General features: G+C 42.5%; 11 protein-coding genes and 2 pseudogenes. 7 read left to right on the plus strand and 6 right to left on the minus strand.

Annotation, left to right across the window (positions count from 1 at the left end):
- The 5 genes and pseudogenes from V7D75_RS02535 to V7D75_RS02555 all read right to left on the minus strand — a co-directional run.
- Positions 1-123 (minus strand): annotated as a pseudogene (locus V7D75_RS02535) (glutathione S-transferase N-terminal domain-containing protein); the annotation flags it as partial.
- Positions 124-317: 194 nt separating this feature from the next.
- Entirely contained in the window at positions 318-1,031 is a 714-nt protein-coding gene (locus V7D75_RS02540) for a cytochrome c1 (protein WP_068404411.1), read from the minus strand.
- On the minus strand, positions 1,031-2,236 hold the full coding sequence (locus tag V7D75_RS02545) for a cytochrome b (RefSeq protein WP_193030039.1): 1,206 nt from the start codon (positions 2,234-2,236) through the stop codon (positions 1,031-1,033). Before V7D75_RS02545 ends, V7D75_RS02540 begins: the two co-directional genes overlap by 1 nt.
- A 22-nt stretch (positions 2,237-2,258) precedes the next feature.
- The gene (gene petA / locus V7D75_RS02550; protein WP_191692517.1) at positions 2,259-2,843 is read right to left on the minus strand and encodes a ubiquinol-cytochrome c reductase iron-sulfur subunit; all 585 of its coding nucleotides are present in this window, start codon (positions 2,841-2,843) and stop codon (positions 2,259-2,261) included.
- 464 nt (positions 2,844-3,307) lie between these two features.
- The gene (locus tag V7D75_RS02555; protein WP_333613279.1) at positions 3,308-5,257 is read right to left on the minus strand and encodes an ATP-binding cassette domain-containing protein; all 1,950 of its coding nucleotides are present in this window, start codon (positions 5,255-5,257) and stop codon (positions 3,308-3,310) included.
- 202 nt (positions 5,258-5,459) lie between these two features.
- On the opposite strand from V7D75_RS02555, the gene V7D75_RS02560 reads away from it, so the two are divergent.
- The 7 genes from V7D75_RS02560 to V7D75_RS02590 all read left to right on the plus strand — a co-directional run bounded on the left by V7D75_RS02560 (position 5,460) and on the right by V7D75_RS02590 (position 21,071).
- A complete protein-coding gene (locus V7D75_RS02560; protein ID WP_333613280.1) occupies positions 5,460-5,741 on the plus strand; it encodes a SlyX family protein in 282 nt (93 codons plus the stop codon).
- 234 nt (positions 5,742-5,975) lie between these two features.
- Positions 5,976-7,244 (plus strand): OmpP1/FadL family transporter, encoded by a 1,269-nt coding sequence (locus tag V7D75_RS02565; protein ID WP_333613281.1) that lies wholly within the window; start codon positions 5,976-5,978, stop codon positions 7,242-7,244.
- A gap of 400 nt (positions 7,245-7,644) precedes the next feature.
- Positions 7,645-8,961 (plus strand): OmpP1/FadL family transporter, encoded by a 1,317-nt coding sequence (locus V7D75_RS02570; protein ID WP_333613282.1) that lies wholly within the window; start codon positions 7,645-7,647, stop codon positions 8,959-8,961.
- Between the two features lie 480 nt (positions 8,962-9,441).
- On the plus strand, positions 9,442-10,794 hold the full coding sequence (locus V7D75_RS02575; RefSeq protein WP_333613283.1) for an OmpP1/FadL family transporter: 1,353 nt from the start codon (positions 9,442-9,444) through the stop codon (positions 10,792-10,794).
- 188 nt (positions 10,795-10,982) lie between these two features.
- Positions 10,983-12,965 carry a transferrin-binding protein-like solute binding protein gene (locus tag V7D75_RS02580; RefSeq protein WP_333613284.1) on the plus strand — a complete coding sequence of 661 codons (1,983 nt, stop codon included), beginning with the start codon at positions 10,983-10,985 and terminating at the stop codon, positions 12,963-12,965.
- Between the two features lie 734 nt (positions 12,966-13,699).
- The gene (locus V7D75_RS02585; protein WP_333613285.1) at positions 13,700-19,378 is read left to right on the plus strand and encodes a transferrin-binding protein-like solute binding protein; all 5,679 of its coding nucleotides are present in this window, start codon (positions 13,700-13,702) and stop codon (positions 19,376-19,378) included.
- A gap of 139 nt (positions 19,379-19,517) precedes the next feature.
- Positions 19,518-21,071 (plus strand): porin family protein, encoded by a 1,554-nt coding sequence (locus V7D75_RS02590; RefSeq protein ID WP_333613286.1) that lies wholly within the window; start codon positions 19,518-19,520, stop codon positions 21,069-21,071.
- An 82-nt stretch (positions 21,072-21,153) separates the two neighbouring features.
- Here V7D75_RS02590 and V7D75_RS02595 read toward each other — a convergent pair.
- Positions 21,154-21,354, minus strand: a pseudogene (locus V7D75_RS02595) (sodium:proline symporter); the annotation flags it as partial.

The raw sequence follows: 21,354 nt of genomic DNA on the forward strand, positions 1-21,354 counted from the left end.
CAGGCGCGATAAATAATAGGCAAGTTTTTTTTCTTCAAGCAATAGGCGTACCACATGGCTGTTGTAGCCATCGTCAGCGTATAAAATCAGCTGACTACTTGGAATGTCATTCGCATCAATCATGGAAGCCTAATGTATTAATAAAGCCTATTATCGTAAACAATGTCGCTGCGTTTATCAAGGCAACGTACGTAAACATTGCCCATAAGGCGGTTTTTAACAGAAAATTTTATAACTAACTATGTACTCAAACATAAAAAAAGCACTACCGAAGTAGCGCTTATTTTTTAGATAAAGCTTGGATCTTTATTGCTTTATTATTTTACGTCTTTCCAGAACTCTTTATTTAACAGGTAAACTGGAATGAGCAGTACTAATAAGAATAAAATCACAAAGAAACCGATTACTTGGCGGTCATGACGTACCGGCTCTGCCATCCACGCCATAAAGTTAACCAAGTCACCAACTTCAGATTCAAACTCTTCTTCACTCAAGGTTTCTTGCATATTATGCAACACATGCGGCATAGCAGCGTTTGCAAGCACTAAGTTGTTTGAGCCCCAAGGACGGCTTGGATCTTCATAGAACGATAGAAGGTAAGTATAGACCCAGTCATCACCGCGTAGTCTTGTTTCAAGTGACAAGTCCGGAGGTGCAGCACCAAACCATGATGCTTGAACGTCAGGGTCGATTTCAGCATTAATATGGTCACCGATTTCATCGGTGGTGACCATCAAATACTTTTCAACCAGCTCAGGCGGTATCTCTAAGTCTTTAGCAATGCGCGAATGACGAACATACTTTGCTGAGTGACATCCAGCGCAGTAGTTCATAAAGATTTTCGCGCCATTTTGTAGTGAGCCCTTATTGGTAAAATCAATAGGAGCTGTACTACAAGCTAAGTGTTCAACCACACCATCGGCATTGGTAAAAGTACCGCATCCACCACCTGATGCGCTTGCAGTGCCAGCGGTCAACGTCAGCGCGGCGCCTAAGCCTAGACCAGCTAGGGATTTAATTAGCGTGCTCATTAGTGACCTCCGGTAACGCGTTCTGGTGGCTGTTTACACTTCTCAATAGCTGTGTAGAACGGCATCAATAAGAAAAACAAGAAATACAGAATGGTAAAGATACGTGCCAAAATTGTCGCTGTTGGCGTTGCAGGTGTTGCACCTAAGTAACCTAATACCACAAAGCTAATAGCAAAAATAGTAAGGGCAATCTTAGACAAAATACCTTTATAACGTATCGAGCGTACAGGCGATCTATCAAGCCATGGGATTAAGAATAGGAAGGCAATCGCACCGCCCATTGCAATAACACCACCAAGCTTATTAGGAACCGCACGTAAGATGGCATAAAAAGGTGTGTAATACCATACTGGTGCAATATGCGCAGGTGTTTTCAGTGAGTTTGCTGCTTCAAAGTTTGGTGGCTCAAGGAAGAAACCGCCTCCTTCTGGGAAGAAGAATACGACTGCAAAGAAACAGATAAAGAAGACAACAATACCAACCATATCGTGCACAGTATAGTACGGATGGAATTCGATACCGTCTAATGGTACGCCATTCTTATCTTTTAGCTTTTTAATATCAATGCCATCAGGGTTGTTTGAACCAACGTGATGCAGCGCTACTAAATGCATAAACACTAAGCCGACAAGGACGAGCGGAATAGCAACCACATGCAAGGCAAAGAAGCGGTTTAGGGTGATACCTGAGATGATATAGTCACCACGTACCCATTCAGCAAGACCGTCACCAATGACAGGTAGAGCCGCAGGTAAGTTTAGAATAACCTGAGCGCCCCAGAATGACATGTTGCCCCAAGGAAGTAGGTAACCGAAGAAACCTTCTGCCATCAATGCTAGGTAAATACCCATACCGATAAGCCAAATAAGCTCACGCGGTTTTTGATATGAACCGTATAGCAAGGCGCGGAACATATGCAAATATACGACGACGAAGAACGCAGATGCGCCCGTCGAGTGCATATAACGGATGAGCCAACCACCTTTGACATCACGCATGATATATTCAACAGACGCAAATGCCCCTTCGGCACTTGGGTTGTACATCATCGTTAGCCAAATACCAGTCACCAATTGGTTGACCAATACCACCATTGATAACACACCAAAGAAGTACCAAAAGTTAAAGTTCTTTGGTGCATAGTACTTTGACATATGATATTCATAGGTTTCAGTCGCAGGAAAGCGCGCGTCCACCCAATGCATTAATTTTTTACCCATGCTCATATTAAGCCTCCCCAATCGTCAAGATAGTACCATCCATGCTGTACTCTGGGATTGGTAAGTTAAGCGGTGCAGGGACACCACTATAAACACGACCCGATAAATCGTATTTAGAGCCATGACATGGGCAGAAAAATCCACCGTACCAGTCATTACCGCCTAAATCAGCTGCGCCCACATCAGGACGGTAGTTTGGTGCACAGCCTAAATGTGTACAGACGCCTTCTACTACCAGTACTTCTGGTGATAAAGAGCGCTCAGGGTTTTTACAATATTCTGGTTGTAGCGACTCATCTGAATCAGGGTCTGACAGTAATGACTTGACTGATTCTAACGTAGTCAGCATCTCTTCAGTGCGCTTGACCACAAAGATAGGTTTGCCACGATATTTGACGACAATCATCTGTCCTGCTTCGATAGAACCAATATCTTGGGTCACTGCAGCGCCTGCAGCCTCGGCTTTTGCGCTCGGCGTCCAAGAACGGACAAAAGGTGTCGCCACCGCAGCTACCCCAGCTGCACCAATGACGGCAGTCGAGGCAATAAGAACTCTACGACGTTGTACGTTAACGCCTTCGGCATGGCTCATTAATACTTCCTCCAGGTGAATGAAATGGGATTATCCCACACTGGGTTTGTGGCTTAGAAAAATGACAATTATCAAGCCACGTTAGCTGTGCCTAATTTTGCTAATTGTTGCTATTCTAAGCTATTTCGGTCATAAAATAAATTATTGTGTTAAAAATAAAGCAGCCTTGCGATAGCGCACCTAAGCGTTAAACGAGATAATTAGTCTAAAACTGCTTAATTATCAATATTTAACCGGCTTTAAAATACGCTTTTATATCAACAAGACTATTATGAATAATGACCTTATAATTAATAAGGGTATTCAGCAATAGGGAATGATACTTGAAATCAAGACAATGTTCACTAACTTTCCGCACATTACGCGGTTGTAAGTTGGCGTAGCTATTTATAACCTTTAACCATGTCTAATATAAAGCATGCCTAATATAAAAGTTATAAGGTCATAAATAGCGATAGATAGTGTTAACTCTCAAGCGTGTGCCAACGCTCAAGCTTAGTCATCATCTCATCTTCGATGACTAATAAACGCTCGCTAGCAGCAGTAGCGGCTTCCATATCTTTGGTAAACCATGAACCGTCAGCCAGCTTTTCTTCCAGCTCCGTTTGCTCAGCTTCTAACGCGGCGATTTCTTTTGGTAAGTTATCGAGTTCACGCTGTTCATTGTAGTTGAGCTTTTTGGCAGCGGTATTAGACTTTGCCGCGACCGTAGTTTTATTGTTGGCTTTGCTATGAGTAGCATTATCGTGAGACGATTTGGCATTCTTAGCTTTCGCTTCTTCTTCACGGTTTTTCTGTACCAAGTATTCTTGATAGCCGCCGACATATTCTTTGACGATGCCATTACCATTTTCATCTGTGTCAAATACCCAAGTAGAGGTAACGACGTTGTCCATAAATGAGCGGTCATGGCTAATCAGCAGGATAGTACCGTTAAAGCTGGCGACCGATTCTTCTAAAAGCTCAAGGGTAGCCATATCTAAGTCGTTGGTTGGCTCATCGAGTACTAGAATATTGGCAGGCTTTAATAGTTGCTTGGCAAGTAGCACGCGGTTACGCTCACCACCTGATAATGCTTTAACAGGCGTACGCGCACGCTCTGGGGCAAATAAGAAATCTTGCAGATAGCTCATGATATGCGTTTTGCGCCCGCCAACTTCGACGAAGTCAGAACCTTCAGAGACGTTTTGCGCCACGCTGGCTTCTAGATCTAACTGGTCGCGCAGCTGATCGAAAAAGGCAATTTGTAAATTGGTGCCAAGCTCGACTGTGCCTGTTTTGGTTACTTCATCATCAGACATATCGAGCAGGGCTTTAATAAGCGTGGTTTTTCCCGCGCCGTTGGGACCGACGATACCGATTTTGTCACCGCGCATAATCATGGTGCTAAAGTTGTCGACCAAGACGTTGCCATCATATTCCAGATGCAGGTTCTTAACTTTACAAACCAGCTTGCCGCTTTTCTCGCCTTCACCCATAGTGATATTGACGTTACCAACTTGCTCACGGCGACCTTTACGCTCTTCGCGCAGGGCTTTTAGCTCACGAACACGACCTTCGTTACGGGTACGGCGAGCCTTGATACCTTGGCGAATCCAAACTTCTTCTTGTGCCAATTTTTTATCAAAGTTGGCGTTATTCTTTTCTTCAGCAAGTAGCTGCTGCTCTTTTAATTCTTGATAACGCGCATACCCTTTAGCGCCTTGGGTGACGTCATAGCTGGTCAATTGACCGCGATCAAGCTCAACGATACGGGTAGCAAGCTTATTAACAAATGCTCTATCGTGCGTCACGAACAATAACGTCAGACCTTGCCAGTCGAGTAAAAAGCGCTCCAACCATTCGATGCTTTCAACGTCCAAATGGTTGGTTGGCTCATCGAGTAATAGCACATCAGGCTTGGTGACTAGTGCACGCGCAAGTAGCACACGGCGTTTACGACCGCCAGACAATGAAGACAGGTCAGCTTCAGGATCAAGCCCCATAGTCGTAATCAGACGGGTTGCATCACGCTCTAAATCCCAGCCATGTACCGCATCGATATCATGTTGCAAGGTTGCCATATGCTCGCAAGCATCCATATCACCATTGGCACACATATCGACTTGCTTATTATAGTTAATGAGCAAATCAGCGGTGTGGCGGCTACCGCCCATCACGATGTCCAAGATACGTCCGCTGGTTTCCGGAACGTCTTGCTCTAACATCGCAACACGCATGCTACTATTTTTGATAATCTCGCCGCTGTCAGGCTGCAATGAGCCATTAATCAGTTTAAATAAGGTAGATTTGCCTTCGCCATTACGGCCAATCAAACAAACGCGCTCGCCTGCATTGATTGAAAAATCAATACCATCAAGAATAGGAGCCACGCCAAAGGCCAAGTGAATATCTTTTAAATGTATCAATGCCATAGAATATCTTAAGCTTATATAATAGTGAGGTAGGGGTTGTTGCAAAATTCCTAGCAGTATAACATGCTGCCACCTAACTGTAGTATGCGTAAATGCCTTTATAAACACTATTTTATAAAGTCTATTTTAAATGGTTAGGTCTGAGATTTAATAAAGAAAATAACCATACTATCTATTATTGAGAACTACTATTGAGAAAAATATGAATCAACAAAATTCGATAGAAAAAAACGCTTCTAATCAACAAGCTCAACTGGCAGATAGCCAAGCGGATTTACAAGCACAGGTTATTGAGCTGCAGATGAACTTATCTCACCTTGAAGTTACCGTCGAGAGGCTTGATGAGGTTATTACGCGCCAAGATAGAGATATTCAAACCTTGCAGCGCCAACTACAGTTTATCTATAAGCAAGTGCAAAACCAAGATGGGGAGAGCGGTGTAGCGCCTTTTGATGTCATGGCAGATAGACCACCGCATTATTAACAATAAGATATTCTCAATATAGACAATAAATAATGGCATAGTATTCATTGAATATTTATATGCAAATTTTGGCATAAATATACGGTTCGCTGACTATTCAGTCATATTGCAGAAATAATGTATTTTTCGGTTGTTTTCATGTAAAAAACACATTAGTATCCTTCACCTTAGATACTGCCTACCTAACAAAGTTCGGTGTAGCGGTAAAACAATGTGGATGTTTGGAGATACACAATGGGCGCAAATTTCAATCTAAAGACTCTAACAGTAGCTTTGGCTGCTCTTTCTGCAGCTAGTATCGCTAGTGCGGCAGGTCTTGATCGTTCAGGTCAAGATATCACCGCGTTTTTGCAAGATGGTGTGTACGCTGAAGCAGTTTATACTTATCTAGATGCTGATGTTAGTGGTTATGACAATGCTTATGTTGGCGCAGATAAAAACGCCTATCAGCAAGGTAATAAGATAGACGATATCGCCGAATCTTATGACTTCTTTCGTTATGGTGTAAAAGCGGACATCAATGATACTTTTAGCGTTGGTGTTTTATATGATGAGCCTTTTGGTGCAGCTGCTGACTATAGTGGCGACAATAAGTTTGTCGATCAAAACCCTGCTTCACCTAGAAACGGTGAAGGTACTAATGTAGAAGTACGTACTGAAAATATCACTGGTATTCTTGGTGCGAAATTTGGTGAGAATAAAGAGTTTCAAGTATATGGTGGTCCAGTAGCGCAACGTGTACAAGCAGATGTAAAACTACGCGGTACCGCATACCAAGCTGCTAATGGTTATACAATGAATATCAATGCTGGCCAAGATTATGGTTGGTTAGCTGGTGTAGCCTATAGCAAACCGGAGATTGCTTTACAAGCAGCTCTGACTTATCGCTCGGAAATCGATCATAATCTTAACGTTTCCGAAATTTTTCCAGCTTTAGCAAGTCCTGCAGTCCCAAGACCGATTCCGGCTGCTGCAACTGGTATTAATGGTGAAATAGATATTACTACGCCAAAATCAGTAAACTTTGATTTTCAAACGGGTATCAATCCTACGATGTTAGCCACTGCTAAAGTACGCTGGGTACCTTGGAGTGACTTTGAAATTGTGCCACCATTATATAATCAAGGCAGTAAATTTGATCCTACTAATGGTCCAGATGGTCTATCGCTAGTCAGCTATGATAAAGACCAATGGTTAGTAGAATTAGGTTTAGCTAAACGCTTAACACCAGCCTTAGCTGTAACTGGTAACATTGGTTGGGATAGTGGCGCTGGCAATCCAGTAACCTCTTTAGGTCCTATTGAAGGCTATTATAGTGCAGGTCTTGGGGCAAAATATAACCTAACCGAAAACTGGGCAATTTCTGCCGGTGGTAAATACCTATGGTTCGGTGATGCCAAAGGTCAAATTCCTAACAAATTTGCAGTTAGCAACTTTGAAGACAATGATGGTTTTGCGCTTGGTGTGAAACTGTCTTATCAAGCTAAGCAAGATTTTAACTAAGATTGCTAGTATTAATGTAGGTTATGAATTTGCACAAAAAACGATCCTTAATGGGTCGTTTTTTTTTATGTTTTTAATAAAATAAATAGAAATGTAAAAAGTAACTTTTTCATTTTTCAAATAATTATTATGAATTTTCATTTTTGAACTTAAGTTTGCCAAGTTTTAATATATAATTTAGTATTAATAATTAGGTAAACTATTGTTTATTAAATGTTTTATAATAATTTGTACTGTACAGTCATTAGTATGAAATAAAGTGTTTTAATTGTTGTTTTAGTATTGAAAAGTCATTACTATTCATTTCAGGACATCGTTTACATAATCTTATATTTTGCGTAACAATGCTAAATATGGATTATTAGAACGATTAAACAACGAGGATGTTTGGAGATATACAATGCGCGCTACTTTTCATTTAAAAACCCTTACTGTGGCGATAGCTACTCTTTCAATTGCTAGCATTACTAATGCAGCAGGTCTTGACCGTTCTGGTCAAGATATCACAGCATTCTTACAAGATGGCACTTATGCTGAAGCTGTCTATACTTATATCGATGCTGATGTCAGTGGCTATGATAGCGCTAATAATAACCCGCTTGATAATTCTTACGTACGCGGCAATGCAACAGGCGATATCGCTGAATCTTATGATTTCTTTCGTTACGGTGTAAAAACGGATATCAATGATACTTTTAGTATCGGTGTTTTATACGATGAGCCATTTGGCGCTGCTGCTGAATACAAGGGTGATAATAACTTTGTTGCTAATACTAATCCGGCTGACTCAGTAGGTGAGTTTGCAGATGATGAGCAGCCTAGTGGTCCACTTGGTAATGCAATCATAGGCGCTGAAGCAACGACTGCAGGTGAGAATACTAAAGTTGAAGTTCGTAGTGAGAATTTAACTGCTATTCTTGGTATGAAACTTGGTGCGAATAAAAATTTCCAAATTTACGGTGGTCCTGTAGCACAGCGCGTTAAATCTGATGTTAAACTGCGTGGTCTTGCTTATGGGCCAGCTACTAGTTATACCTCACATATTAGTCCAGATCAGGATTATGGTTGGTTAGCAGGTATTTCTTATAGTAAGCCCGAAATTGCTTTGAAGGCTGCTTTAACATATCGGTCAGAAATTGACCATAGTATGAACATCTATGAAAGCTATCCTTTAGCTCCTACATTAAGTGGTGGTGCACTTCCACCTACTCAAGTTACTAACATGGAAATTACTACTCCTAAATCAGTAAACCTTGATTTCCAAACCGGCATTAACCCAACGATGTTAGCTACTGCAAAAGTACGCTGGGTACCTTGGAGTGATTTTTCAATCACACCGCCACTATACAATGCAGCCAGCAAAAATCCAGTTTCACGTCCTGATGGCTTGAACTTAGTTGATTATGAAGATGATCAATGGCAAGTAGAGCTCGGTCTTGCTAAACGTATTGCTCCTGCTTTAGCGGTTAGTGGTACAGTTGGATGGGACAGTGGTGCTGGCGATGTAACAACGTCATTAGGCCCTATCGATGGTTACTACAGTGTAGGTCTTGGTGCTAAATATAACGTGACTCCTGAATGGGCGGTATCAGCTGGTGGTAAATATTTATGGTTCGGTGATGCCAAAGGTCAATTACCGACAGGTAAAATCGTTGGTGACTTCCAAGATAACGATGGTTATATCCTTGGTGTGAAGTTGTCTTATCAAGGTAAATAATCTTACTTTCTATCTTTAATTAATAAGATAAATGTTCGTAAAAGCAAAGTAGTCTAAAGGCTGCTTTGCTTTTTTTATGCTTAAATATTGCATATGACAGTATTATAGCTCTCTACAATATTACTATTTAATAAGGATTGTCTAATAAAAATCTATAACTATCATAGACATAAGCAATATTCTGAATTGAAATTTTCTAGCACACATTAATTAATACGTATCACATTCAACTAAAGTTTAAAAAGGTAGTTGCTATAAGACTCAACTTTAATTATGATACTTAAGTCGATTACGTTATCTTACATAGCTGTAATGTCAGATATGAAGGAGAAGTAATAACGAGTAATCGTTTGTTATTTCCAGAAAGTTGGTTCAAAGTCGTTTGGCAAAGGATTGCATCGCATCAGCTGAAATTATTGATATAAGACATGTCATGATTAAGCTATTTGCCAGTTATTGTATTCATGGAGGATATATCAAGTGTCTCAAAAATTCCCTATCTCTAAACTCACTCTCGCTCTTATCACTCTGTCGGCTGCGTCGTTGACACAGGCTGCTGGTCTTGATCGTTCTGGTCAAGAAATCAAAGGCTTCTTTAATCCTGGTACTTATGCCGAAGTTGATTACGCTTATATCAATACTGATGTGTCAGTGCACGATAATGCTGGAAACGCATTTGGTATCACACAGACTGAAGCCGAATATGTAAAAGGCAATGACACTGGCAATGCTACTGATAAAGCTTACACTTTTGCACGTTATGGTGTAAAAACTGATATTAACGAAAATTTTAGTATTGGTGTATTTTACGATGAGCCGTTCGGTGCAGAAGTAGAATATAAAGGTGATAATAATTTTGTATCAAAAGTAGGTGAGCCAACGCTCATAACACCTAAATTTAATGGAATCGGTGATAAAAATGAAGTTATAAATCCTGCAATCCTAGATCCCGACTATAACAAAAATACCAATGTCAGTGTCCATACTGAATCATGGACAGGTTTAATAGGTTATAAGTCTAATGGCTTCCAAGTATATGGTGGTCCAGTGATACAAAAAGCAAAAGCAGACGTGCATTTGCGCGGTAAAGCCTATGGTCCATTGACAGGATATGATGCCAATGTGAATACTGATACTGATTATGGTTGGGTCGCAGGTCTTGCCTATAGTAAACCTGAAATCGCGCTAAATGCTGCGCTAACCTATCGTTCTGAAATTGAACATAAAACAGATATCGCTGAGCGTGTCCCACTTTTAGACAGTAAGTATAAGGATCTGGTTCTTTCTCAAATCCCAGGTAGTTCTGAATACGATGTTCAAGCTAATGCGACAACTCAGGCAACAGTAAAAACACCTGAATCAGTTAACCTCAACATTCAAACTGGTTTAAGTGAAAAGTATCAATTGCTAGGTACGTTAGATGTACGCTGGGTGCCATGGAGCGATTTTACGATCGTACCACCACTTTATAATGCTTTTTCTAAAGCAGCTGATCCTGAAGGTTTGCCACTCTTATCCTATGAAAAAGACCAATGGAAAGTAGATGTTGGATTAGCCAAGCGCTTCAATGAAAAGCTGGCTGGTTCAGTCGTAGTTGGTTATGATTCAGGCGCAGGTGATCCTGTTAGCTCATTAGGTACTATTGATGGCTATTATAGTATCGGTGGCGGTGTTAAATACAATGTAACGCCTGAGTGGGCGGTGTCAGTTGGCGGTAAATATCTAAAATTTGGCGATGCCACAGGAGAGCTACCTAACGGTAGTATTGTGAGTAAAGCTGAAGATAATGATGGTTACATCGCTGGTGTAAAGCTTTCTTATCAAAGCCAATAATTTTTCGGTTAAAGGCTACATTTTAAAATAAATACTATTAAAGCTTACTTAACCAATGGGTTAGGTAAGCCTTGTAAAAGGCAATTATTTTGTACACTAAGTTTGGTTATCTATACACGTTACCTAAAAGCTAATGTGGCAATATGTAGATCAAGGAATATCTATCAATCATCCATGGAGGAAGAAGAATGTCATCTAATAGTCATTCAATCTCAGCTGTATCGACAGCTAAAAAATTCAAAACCCCGCTAAAAGCCAGTGTGGTTCTTTTAACATCGCTCATCTTGGCAGCATGTAATACGACTGACGACCCATCTTATAACTTTAACGACGTATTTGCTCCAGTAAATCCTGAAGGCGGTGAAACTGGTGGCGGTGAAACTGGTGGCGGTGAAACTGGCGGTGGTGAAACTGGCGGTGGTGAAACTGGTGGTGGCGAAACTGGCGGTGGCGAAACTGGTGGTGGCGAAACTGGTGGTGGCGAAGTACCTGCCCCTGAATCTAAAAAGACAGGTGTGCAGTCAATCAACATAGATCCTAGCGCTGCAGGTATTGAAGTAGTCTTTAATACTACCACTCGTGAGTTTGACATCAATGAAGATGGTTCTGTTGTTGGGGCCCGCGCTGATCTCGCCTCAAAACTAGATCCAGAAGAAGATGCTTTATTACCTATAGTTGCGGTCAATATATCTGGTGACAACGATACAAGTTTGGAAAACGGCTTCAAATCCCATAAAGATAGTACCAATATTGAGACTAGCCTAGGTGAGCTACCCCTCACTTATACCTCAGTGTATAAAGACTATAGTGATGACATGCGCATTGCTCATATTGATGGTGATGCTGAAGTAGCTTTACTAGAGGGGGCTAAGCTTCCTGTAAATGGTGTAGCTGTGATAGGCAATGCGACCAAAGCTGATAACATGCCAACAGAGGGAAAAGTTGGCTACACGGGTGACGCCACCTATCGCGAACTAGGGCTAGACAAAACCATCGAATATGGTAGCTCAGTATTCACAGCAGACTTCGTCGCTAAGAACGTCAAAGGCGATCTTACGTTTGATAAAGCTGGTAAAATTGGTTTGACTGCTGGCATCAATGGCAACCAAATCTCAGGTGCTGCAGTTGATAATGGAGGCTACACAACTGAAGGTGGATTCTTTGGTGACGATGCTAAATACCTAGGTGGTATCTATGAAGGTAATGGTGCTCAAGGTACTTATGGAGCAAATAAAGATAAAGTATCCGTTGATCCCGTAGATCCAACTCCTGAAGCACCGAAAAACCCAGATGTGAAACCAGATAGTGAAATGACTGGCTTCCAATCAACCTCTTTAAGTAGTGTCAAGCAAAATGTTGCTGGTACTCAATTGGATGACGCTATTGGCTATGTGGCTATCCGTGATGACAAGTCTGACTTTACAGCAACAGAAGATAAAGATGGTAGTAATGTACCTGTAGATAACCGAAAGGGCGACAACTTTACGAGCTTTGATAAAGGTGTTGTTCGTGCTGATATGGTTAAGCCAGATAACGTACTTGGCTCTTTAGCAGTAGATTTAACCAAAAACGGCTCAGTTATGGTTGATGCAGGCAAAGGACCTATAATTAATCCTAAGTTTAATTATACCGCTGTCTACAAAAACTTTGAGTCGCAGATGCAAGTAGGTCATATTTATGGAGATTTTAAATCTCTTTTAGGTCCAGTATCACGTGCAGCTAATGTCTATGTACAAGGTCATCTAACAAATCAGCAAGATATTGATTATCTAAAACAAGTCAATGATGGTAAAGCTCAATACCAAGGTGTTGCTACTTATATCGAAAATATTCACTTAGGTGATGAAGGAGAGTTTAAACCAGTTGATGGTACTTCTGCTTTCAATGTTGACTTCGTAGGTGGTAAGGTTGATGGTACATTATCATTTACCGGTACTGACTATAAGTATATGCCTGATGGTAATCAGATCAAAATCAATGCAGATATCACAGGAAATACTTTTGCTGGTAATGTAGACGGTATTGATACAGCAGGTGGATTCTATGGAGAAGACGCTAAGTTCTTAGGTGGTATCTATCAAGATGCATCAGTACAAGGTGGTAAAGGTACTGTGCCAGGTACAGGCACCACTTTCCAAGGAACCTTTGGCGCTGAGAAAGTGGTAAAATAGTAACAACTTTATATTTTAGTAAAAAAGCATCCTAATAGGGTGCTTTTTTGTTTTATATACTTTCTTATTTATACAATTTCCATAAGACATAATAAAAAAACTAATCAAGAAAAAAAGAAGAAGTAATTAATTAAACAAAAATCTGTATAAAGATAAATATATAACTTGAATCCATTAAGAGGTATGAAAAGACATTAAACTTAATTCTATTAATGTAAATAATGTTTAGAAATAAATTTAGGAGAATTCTATGTATCTACTTTAAAAAATATATAAATATCAAATATAAAAATTTCCATAACGAAAAATACTTATATTCTTAAAAACTTCTCATCATTCTTGATTTCTCTAAAATAATCTAAATTTCAATATAAGAGTCCAGAAAGTACTTATTTTACTTCATATAAACGATATTTGTCGTAATTTTCCTAAAAAATACAACGAATGAAAAGAGATATCAACGAGGACTATAGTTATTTTTATTCTGATGACCACGTATAGATAGAAGTGCTCTATATTCCTTCATGCATATATTGATACAGTTCCTCTCTATATAAATGTATATATTCTCCAATTAGAATTAATTAGTAACCAAATATTTCAATGAACAATATTTCATTAATATTGTTTGACTTTGTTTATTAGATTTGTTTATGTATGCATGCAACCAGATTAAAGTTGCGTCTTGTTAACAATGTAACGGAATATCATAAACTCTTCATGGAGGAAGACGAATGTCGCCTAACTGTCATTCAATATCAGCTGTAAAAACAGCAAAAAAACTAAATACACCACTCAAAGCCAGTGTAGTTCTCTTAAGTGCTATTATTCTAGCGTCATGTGCGACTAGTGAAGGAGATGGTAATATCACACCGAAACCAACACCTGTGTTGCCGGGTACTAATACAGGAGGTGAAGCCGGTAATATAACTGAGGCTGAAAAAGCTATTAAAGCGGCTGAAGCTAAAACCAAAGCCGCAGAAGAAGCCCTTAAAGTAGCAGAAGCAAAAACTAAGGCAGCAGAAGATGCACTTAAAGCGGCAGAATTAAAATTTGGACAGGAATCAGAAAAGGCAGCAGCGGCATCAAAGACAGCAATTGATGCAGCAAAAGCAGAGGCGTTACAGGCAAAAGCTGCTGCAGAAGCTGCAAGAGTGGAAGCGGTAGCAAAAATTGAAGCTGCAGCAAAAGCGTCTAAGGAAGAAGTGGACAGTGCGAAACAGATAGCTAGTGAAGCAGTAGCAAAAGTTAAGGACGCTGAAGAAAAAGCAAAAGCTGCAAACACTCGTGCAACGGTCGCCGAAGCTAAAGCTAAGGAAATTGAAGAATCGCTTAAAGCAGAAAGTGCGGCTAAAAAAGCAGCAGAAGAAGCTAAAGAACAAGCGCAAGCAGCAGAAAATGCTGCTAAAGATGCTAAGGTAAAAGCAGAACAAGCTGCCACAGCCGCCAAAGCCCAAGCCGAGCTTGAGAAACAAAAAGCGGCGACTGCCCAAGCAGAAGCAGACAAAGCCAAAGATGAATTACTCACCGCACAAGACAAGTTAGCTGCCGCCGAAAAAGCATTGGCAGACGCTCTAGCGTCAGGCAATGGCAACACCGCCGCCTTACAAGCCGAAGTAGATCGTCGCAAAGCGGCCCTTGAAGCAGCTAACGCCCAAATTAGCGCCGCCGAGCAAGCACAAGCTGCCGCGACAGCTGCCGCAGAAGCTCAAATAGCAGCCGCCAACCAAGCCGCGCAAGCCGCCAAAGACGCCTTAGCAGCCTCGCAGATTAAGAACGCCCCTGAAGCGAAGAAATCGGGAGTTCAATCCTTAAACATTAACGCCGGCTCACTTGGATTGTTTAACACCACCACCCGCGACTTTACCGTCAATGAAGACGGCTCTGCCGTGGACGCTCGTGCTGATATTGCCTCACAGAACCCAGATGGTACAGCAGGCTTACTACCACTGGTCCCAATCACCCTCTCAGGCGAAGGCGACACTGAAGTGGCTAATGGCTTTAAAGCCCATGAAGATAACACCAACATCGTGGTTGCCGCCATTGGTCAAACACTGCCTTTAACCTACACCTCAACCTATAAAGACTTTGGCGATGACATGCGCATCGGCCACATTGACGGCTCTGCTGAAGTCACCTTGTTAAACAAAACCCTACCTGTCAATGGTGTCGCCGTCATCGGTAATGCCACCCAAGCGGCTAACATGCCAACAGAAGGCAAAGTTGGCTACACAGGGGATGCCACTTACCGCAAGCTTGGCATTGGTAATGACATCGAGTTTGGCAAATCCGTCTTTACGGCTGACTTCGTGGCTAAAAACGTAAAAGGCGACTTAAGCTTTGCCAACGCCGGTAAGATTGGTTTAACCGCCGGTATTAATGGCAACCAATTCTCAGGATCGGCCGCTGACAATGCCGGTTACAGCACCGAAGGTGGCTTCTTCGGTGGCGACGCTCAATACCTAGGCGGGGTTTACGCTGGTAACGATGCCCAAGGTACCTATGGCGCGAAGAGCGACAAACAAACCGCCGCAGAGCAGGCCGCTGCCAAAGCCCAAGCGGATGCCGCCAAAGCCAATGCTGACAAAGACAGCGCCAACGCTCAAGCCGCTGCTGCCAAAGCGGCTGCTGACAAAGCCCAAGCGGATGCCGTTAAAGCCCAAGAAGCCTTAGCAAAAGCAGAAGAAGCCTTGGCCAATGCTGGTACAGGAGACGGTGGTCTTGCTGCCGCCTTAGCAAGAGCAGAAGCGGCAGAAGCCGCCGAAGCGGCTGCTCTAGCAGCGGCTGCCACCGCAGAGACTGCACGCCTTGCTGCTGAACAAGCCCAAGCTGCTGCAGAAGACGCTGCCCTAAAAGCCAAAGCGGCGGCCGACAAAGCCGTTGGTGACGCTAAAGCGGAAGCCGACAAGAGAGTCACAGAAGCCAATCAACAAGCGGCTGATGCTAAAGCGCAGGCGGCTAAAGCAGAAGCCGACGCGGCCACCGCTAAAGCGGCAGAAGATAAAGCCAAAGCGGAAGCCCTAAAAGCCAAAGCAGATGCTGAAACCGCCATTGAAGCTGCCAATGCTAAAGCTGACACTGCCAATCAACAGGCAATAGATGCCAAAGCCCAAGCCGAGCTTGAGAAACAAAAAGCGGCGACTGCCCAAGCAGAAGCAGACAAAGCCAAAGATGAATTACTCACCGCACAAGACAAGTTAGCTGCCGCCGAAAAAGCATTGGCAGACGCTCTAGCGTCAGGCAATGGCAACACCGCCGCCTTACAAGCCGAAGTAGATCGTCGCAAAGCGGCCCTTGAAGCAGCTAACGCCCAAATTAGCGCCGCCGAGCAAGCACAAGCTGCCGCGACAGCTGCCGCAGAAGCTCAAATAGCAGCCGCCAACCAAGCCGCGCAAGCCGCCAAAGACGCCTTAGCAGCCTCGCAGATTAAGAACGCCCCTGAAGCGAAGAAATCGGGAGTTCAATCCTTAAACATTAACGCCGGCTCACTTGGATTGTTTAACACCACCACCCGCGACTTTACCGTCAATGAAGACGGCTCTGCCGTGGACGCTCGTGCTGATATTGCCTCACAGAACCCAGATGGTACAGCAGGCTTACTACCACTGGTCCCAATCACCCTCTCAGGCGAAGGCGACACTGAAGTGGCTAATGGCTTTAAAGCCCATGAAGATAACACCAACATCGTGGTTGCCGCCATTGGTCAAACACTGCCTTTAACCTACACCTCAACCTATAAAGACTTTGGCGATGACATGCGCATCGGCCACATTGACGGCTCTGCTGAAGTCACCTTGTTAAACAAAACCCTACCTGTCAATGGTGTCGCCGTCATCGGTAATGCCACCCAAGCGGCTAACATGCCAACAGAAGGCAAAGTTGGCTACACAGGGGATGCCACTTACCGCAAGCTTGGCATTGGTAATGACATCGAGTTTGGCAAATCCGTCTTTACGGCTGACTTCGTGGCTAAAAACGTAAAAGGCGACTTAAGCTTTGCCAACGCCGGTAAGATTGGTTTAACCGCCGGTATTAATGGCAACCAATTCTCAGGATCGGCCGCTGACAATGCCGGTTACAGCACCGAAGGTGGCTTCTTCGGTGGCGACGCTCAATACCTAGGCGGGGTTTACGCTGGTAACGATGCCCAAGGTACCTATGGCGCGAAGAGCGACAAACAAACCGCCGCAGAGCAGGCCGCTGCCAAAGCCCAAGCGGATGCCGCCAAAGCCAATGCTGACAAAGACAGCGCCAACGCTCAAGCCGCTGCTGCCAAAGCGGCTGCTGACAAAGCCCAAGCGGATGCCGTTAAAGCCCAAGAAGCCTTAGCAAAAGCAGAAGAAGCCTTGGCCAATGCTGGTACAGGAGACGGTGGTCTTGCTGCCGCCTTAGCAAGAGCAGAAGCGGCAGAAGCCGCCGAAGCGGCTGCTCTAGCAGCGGCTGCCACCGCAGAGACTGCACGCCTTGCTGCTGAACAAGCCCAAGCTGCTGCAGAAGACGCTGCCCTAAAAGCCAAAGCGGCGGCCGACAAAGCCGTTGGTGACGCTAAAGCGGAAGCCGACAAGAAAGTAACAGAAGCCAATCAACAAGTGGCTGATGCTAAAGCGCAGGCGGCAGAGGCTAAAAAACGCGCTGATGAGGCTGAAACGGCGAAATTAGATGCTGAGGCTAGAGCAAAAGCCGCAGAAGATGCTCTTGAAGCCGCGCAGCAGCTACCACCAGCGCCTACTAATCCAAAGGCTCCCGTCAATGCAACAATAACTGGTTTCCAAAACAGTATTGCAGATCATGATAATAGTGGTATAAGTGCAAATACTTCTGCTAGCTATGATACGTATACTGCGCTTTTGAATGAGACAGGTTCAAGAGATTTTAAAAACTCTATAAATGTAGAATTGAGAAACGCATCTGACGAAGATTATGAAGGTAGTTTCAAAAAGAGCGAACTTAAGCAGATTGGCGGTATATTTAATAATAAATTAAATTATACGTCAACTTATAAGAACTTTGATGAGCAGATGCAGATTGGTCATGTATATGGAGACCTTAAAGGCCCAGCCAATGTAATCCAACTATCTAAGTTATCGAACGTATATGTACAGGGTAACAGTACAAATATCGACGATATGCAGTACATGAAAACTCTCTCACAGTACAACATTGATAACAAAATCAATGATGGTAAAGTGAACTATAAAGGTGTAGCTAGCTACATCGGTAATAGTAAAGAGGAAATCATTGGTCATGACCCAATCATAGGGACTTCGGAGTTTAAAGTTGACTTCGTTGATAGCCAATTAGATGGCACGTTATCATTTGATGGTTCTAATGTTAGTCAGAAAAAGATTAAAGCTGAAATCAGTGGCAATACCTTTGCAGGCAGTTGGAATGGTGTTGATACTAAAGGAGGTTTCTATGGTGAAGATGCCAAGCTATTAGGCGGTGTATATCAAGTTGCTGATGGTAAAGGTACTTATGGTGCCACTAAGGTGGACCCAAACGCAGAGCCAGTACCAGAACCTAAAGCTATAACAGGTGTTATGAGCAATACTATTAGTAGCGTATCAGGCTTAGGTACCGATGACGCAATTGGTTATCGTCAGTTTGTTACGGACAATCAAACCTTTACTACTACAACGGGTGAAGGTGAAGGCACGACACCGACCATAGTTGAAGATAGTACTGTAGATAATTTACCAAGCTATGATAAGTTTGCAGCCCGTCTTGATATTGTTAAACCTAACAAATTCAAGCAACCTGCTATGATTACAACGGTTAGAAATAGTGATGTCGCCTTTGACGCTGATAGTGGCTTCATGAAGTCTAAGGATAAGAATGTTGCTACTTTTAAAAACGTAGGATCTATCATTGGTGACATTGATTTAAAATATAATTACGACTCTGTGTATAAAAACTTTGATGCACAGATGCAGATAGGTCATGTTTACGGCGATCTTGTTAAAGAAAGTGGTATCGGTAGTGGGGTTAAATCACGCTATACCAACGTCTATGTCATGGGTGAAGCAACTGAGAATATGCCAACAGAAGGCAAGGTTCAGTATGCGGGCGTTGCGACCTATATGGATAATCTACATTTAGGCTCAGGCGCGCTTAAAACTCCAGTCGTCAACGGTACTTCTGATTTTAATGTTGATTTTGTTAATGACTCATTAACAGGAACATTGAAGTTTGCTGATATTAATAAAAATATCGGTATTAGTGCTGATATCAGTGGAAATACTTTTGCTGGTAGTAAAGATAATATCGCAACCTCAGGCGGTTTCTACGGTGAAGATGCCAAATTCTTAGGCGGTATTTACCAAGAAGCTCAACCTGGTAATGTACCAGGAACTGGAACTACGCCAGGCACCGGCACTACTTTCCAAGGTACCTTTGGTGCCGAAAAGCAATAAAGCAATATGACTGTATAAAACAAACAAAAAAGCGTCCTAGGGCGCTTTTTTTCTCGCTTAAACGTTTAAAATCCCTTAGGATAATCAAAGTTGGAAAAATGTTTAGAAAAATAGTGATCGTACTGAGGTAAGGATACCCATGAATAATCAATATATGCGCAACCCTCTCGCTGCTTCTGTTTTGCTATCGATGATGGCATTTTCTCTACCATCAATGGCTGCGCCAGAGGATTTACCAGAGATAGAGCCTGAGCTTAACCAAGCTGATGAACTTTTAAGGCGCGAGAGTCAAACTTCCGTGGCAGACCCTACGGCTCCTTCAACCACTGTCACTGACACAGAAGCACAACGCGCTATTAGAAGTCGTCAGCAACTCGCTACCGCTACTGCTTATAATTTAGAAGCTTTAAAAGCCAATCCAGCCGCGTTTAGCAAGTTCTTAAATGATGCTTTAGCTGCGCAAGATATGGTGACAGTTAAACAGATATTGCCGCACTATAAAGCGTTGGAAACCAATGATCCTATGCTCATTAAGTTTGCTGACGCCTTGATATATCGCAGTGAAGCTAAAAACAAACAAGCCATTGAAATCTATCGTGAGATGTTAGCAGCAGATCCAGATTTCCATCCCGTACGTTTAAATATGGCAATCGCCATGCAAGCAGATAAGCAGTATGCCGCTGCAAAAGAGCAATTTCTAAAACTTCAGTCGGTTGATTTACCAGCCCCTGTCATGGCGAGAGTTCAAAACTCGTTAGCTCAAATTAATAATTCAGAGAAATGGCAGTTTAATGCCTCTGCCAGCTATGTGAGAGATAGTAATATTAATGATGCACCCTCTAAATCTATCCAATCTAACTTAGGACGCTCGATAGAGCAAAAGTCAGCCAACGGTATTCAAGTATCTGGTAGCGCAAATAAGCGCTTTAATTTACCAGAAAACTTTTATGCAACTGTGGGCGGCAATGCCTCCTTAAAAGGGTATTGGGATGAGACTGATTATAACGATTATCTATTTACCGCTTCCGCTGGCGTCGGTTATGATGACGCCAAAAATGATATCTCACTGACACCATTTGTGACCAAACGTTATTATGATGAAGAAGCCTACAGCTTACGTAAAGGCGTGACCGTTAGTGGCTCGCGCTGGGTAAAACCTAAGCTCAAGCTATCTGCAACAGGTATCTTATCTAATGAAACCTTTGAAGACGATGATAATAAAAATCGTGAAACAGATGGTCGATTTCTTGGCCTAAATGCGTTTTATATTAAAGATGCAAAGGAATACTTTTATGGCGGTTTAGGTAATTATCAAAATGATGTGCCCAAATCGAGTATTATCAGTTACGACCGTAACTCAATTAATGGTGGCTGGGGGCGTGAGTGGAAACGCGGTATTTCAACACTCGCGTCAGTAGGCTACGGTATTAAAAAGTACGGGGATCCTGCTGATGCCTATCCAGCAGGTAGTGGTGCTTGGAAAGGCTATTATAATGCGGTAGGCGGAGAGCCTGGCTCACGAAGAAAAGACAAAAGCACTTCGTTAGGTCTGCAAGTATGGAAGCGCGATTTTACTGTACTTGGCTTAACACCAAGACTGGTATTTGATTATGAGACCACCTCTAGTAACTTTGCTTATTATGATGATCGTGATGAAAAATCAGCGACAGTATTACTAACCAAAACTTTCTAATAAGATATAAAACGTTGATACTAAAAGACCTCGCTACGATTAGCGAGGTCTTTTTACTAACAGAACCGTAAATGATAATTACTTATTTATCTAAGTTCATTTCCATCTCTTTATACTTCGCAGATACTGACGGTCTTGGACCACCAGTCATGATACTGACAGCAAAGATAGCGATGGTACTTAAGATAAAGCCTGGAACGATAGCGTATAACCAACTGTTTAGTGCCACACCATTCATCTCGAACGGGCCATAGACCCACAGGATAACGGTCAATGCACCAAC

The sequence above is a fragment of the Psychrobacter sp. genome, assembly GCF_036731945.1.
Classification (GTDB): Bacteria; Pseudomonadota; Gammaproteobacteria; order Pseudomonadales; family Moraxellaceae; genus Psychrobacter.

Coding starts and splice junctions, on each gene's coding strand:
- V7D75_RS02540 (WP_068404411.1), bottom strand. CDS start 1,031: ATGAGCACGCTAATTAAATCCCTAGCTGGTCTAGGCTTAGGCGCCGCG.
- V7D75_RS02545 (WP_193030039.1), bottom strand. CDS start 2,236: ATGCATTGGGTGGACGCGCGCTTTCCTGCGACTGAAACCTATGAATAT.
- petA (WP_191692517.1), bottom strand. CDS start 2,843: ATGAGCCATGCCGAAGGCGTTAACGTACAACGTCGTAGAGTTCTTATT.
- V7D75_RS02555 (WP_333613279.1), bottom strand. CDS start 5,257: ATGGCATTGATACATTTAAAAGATATTCACTTGGCCTTTGGCGTGGCT.
- V7D75_RS02560 (WP_333613280.1), top strand. CDS start 5,460: ATGAATCAACAAAATTCGATAGAAAAAAACGCTTCTAATCAACAAGCT.
- V7D75_RS02565 (WP_333613281.1), top strand. CDS start 5,976: ATGGGCGCAAATTTCAATCTAAAGACTCTAACAGTAGCTTTGGCTGCT.
- V7D75_RS02570 (WP_333613282.1), top strand. CDS start 7,645: ATGCGCGCTACTTTTCATTTAAAAACCCTTACTGTGGCGATAGCTACT.
- V7D75_RS02580 (WP_333613284.1), top strand. CDS start 10,983: ATGTCATCTAATAGTCATTCAATCTCAGCTGTATCGACAGCTAAAAAA.
- V7D75_RS02585 (WP_333613285.1), top strand. CDS start 13,700: ATGTCGCCTAACTGTCATTCAATATCAGCTGTAAAAACAGCAAAAAAA.
- V7D75_RS02590 (WP_333613286.1), top strand. CDS start 19,518: ATGAATAATCAATATATGCGCAACCCTCTCGCTGCTTCTGTTTTGCTA.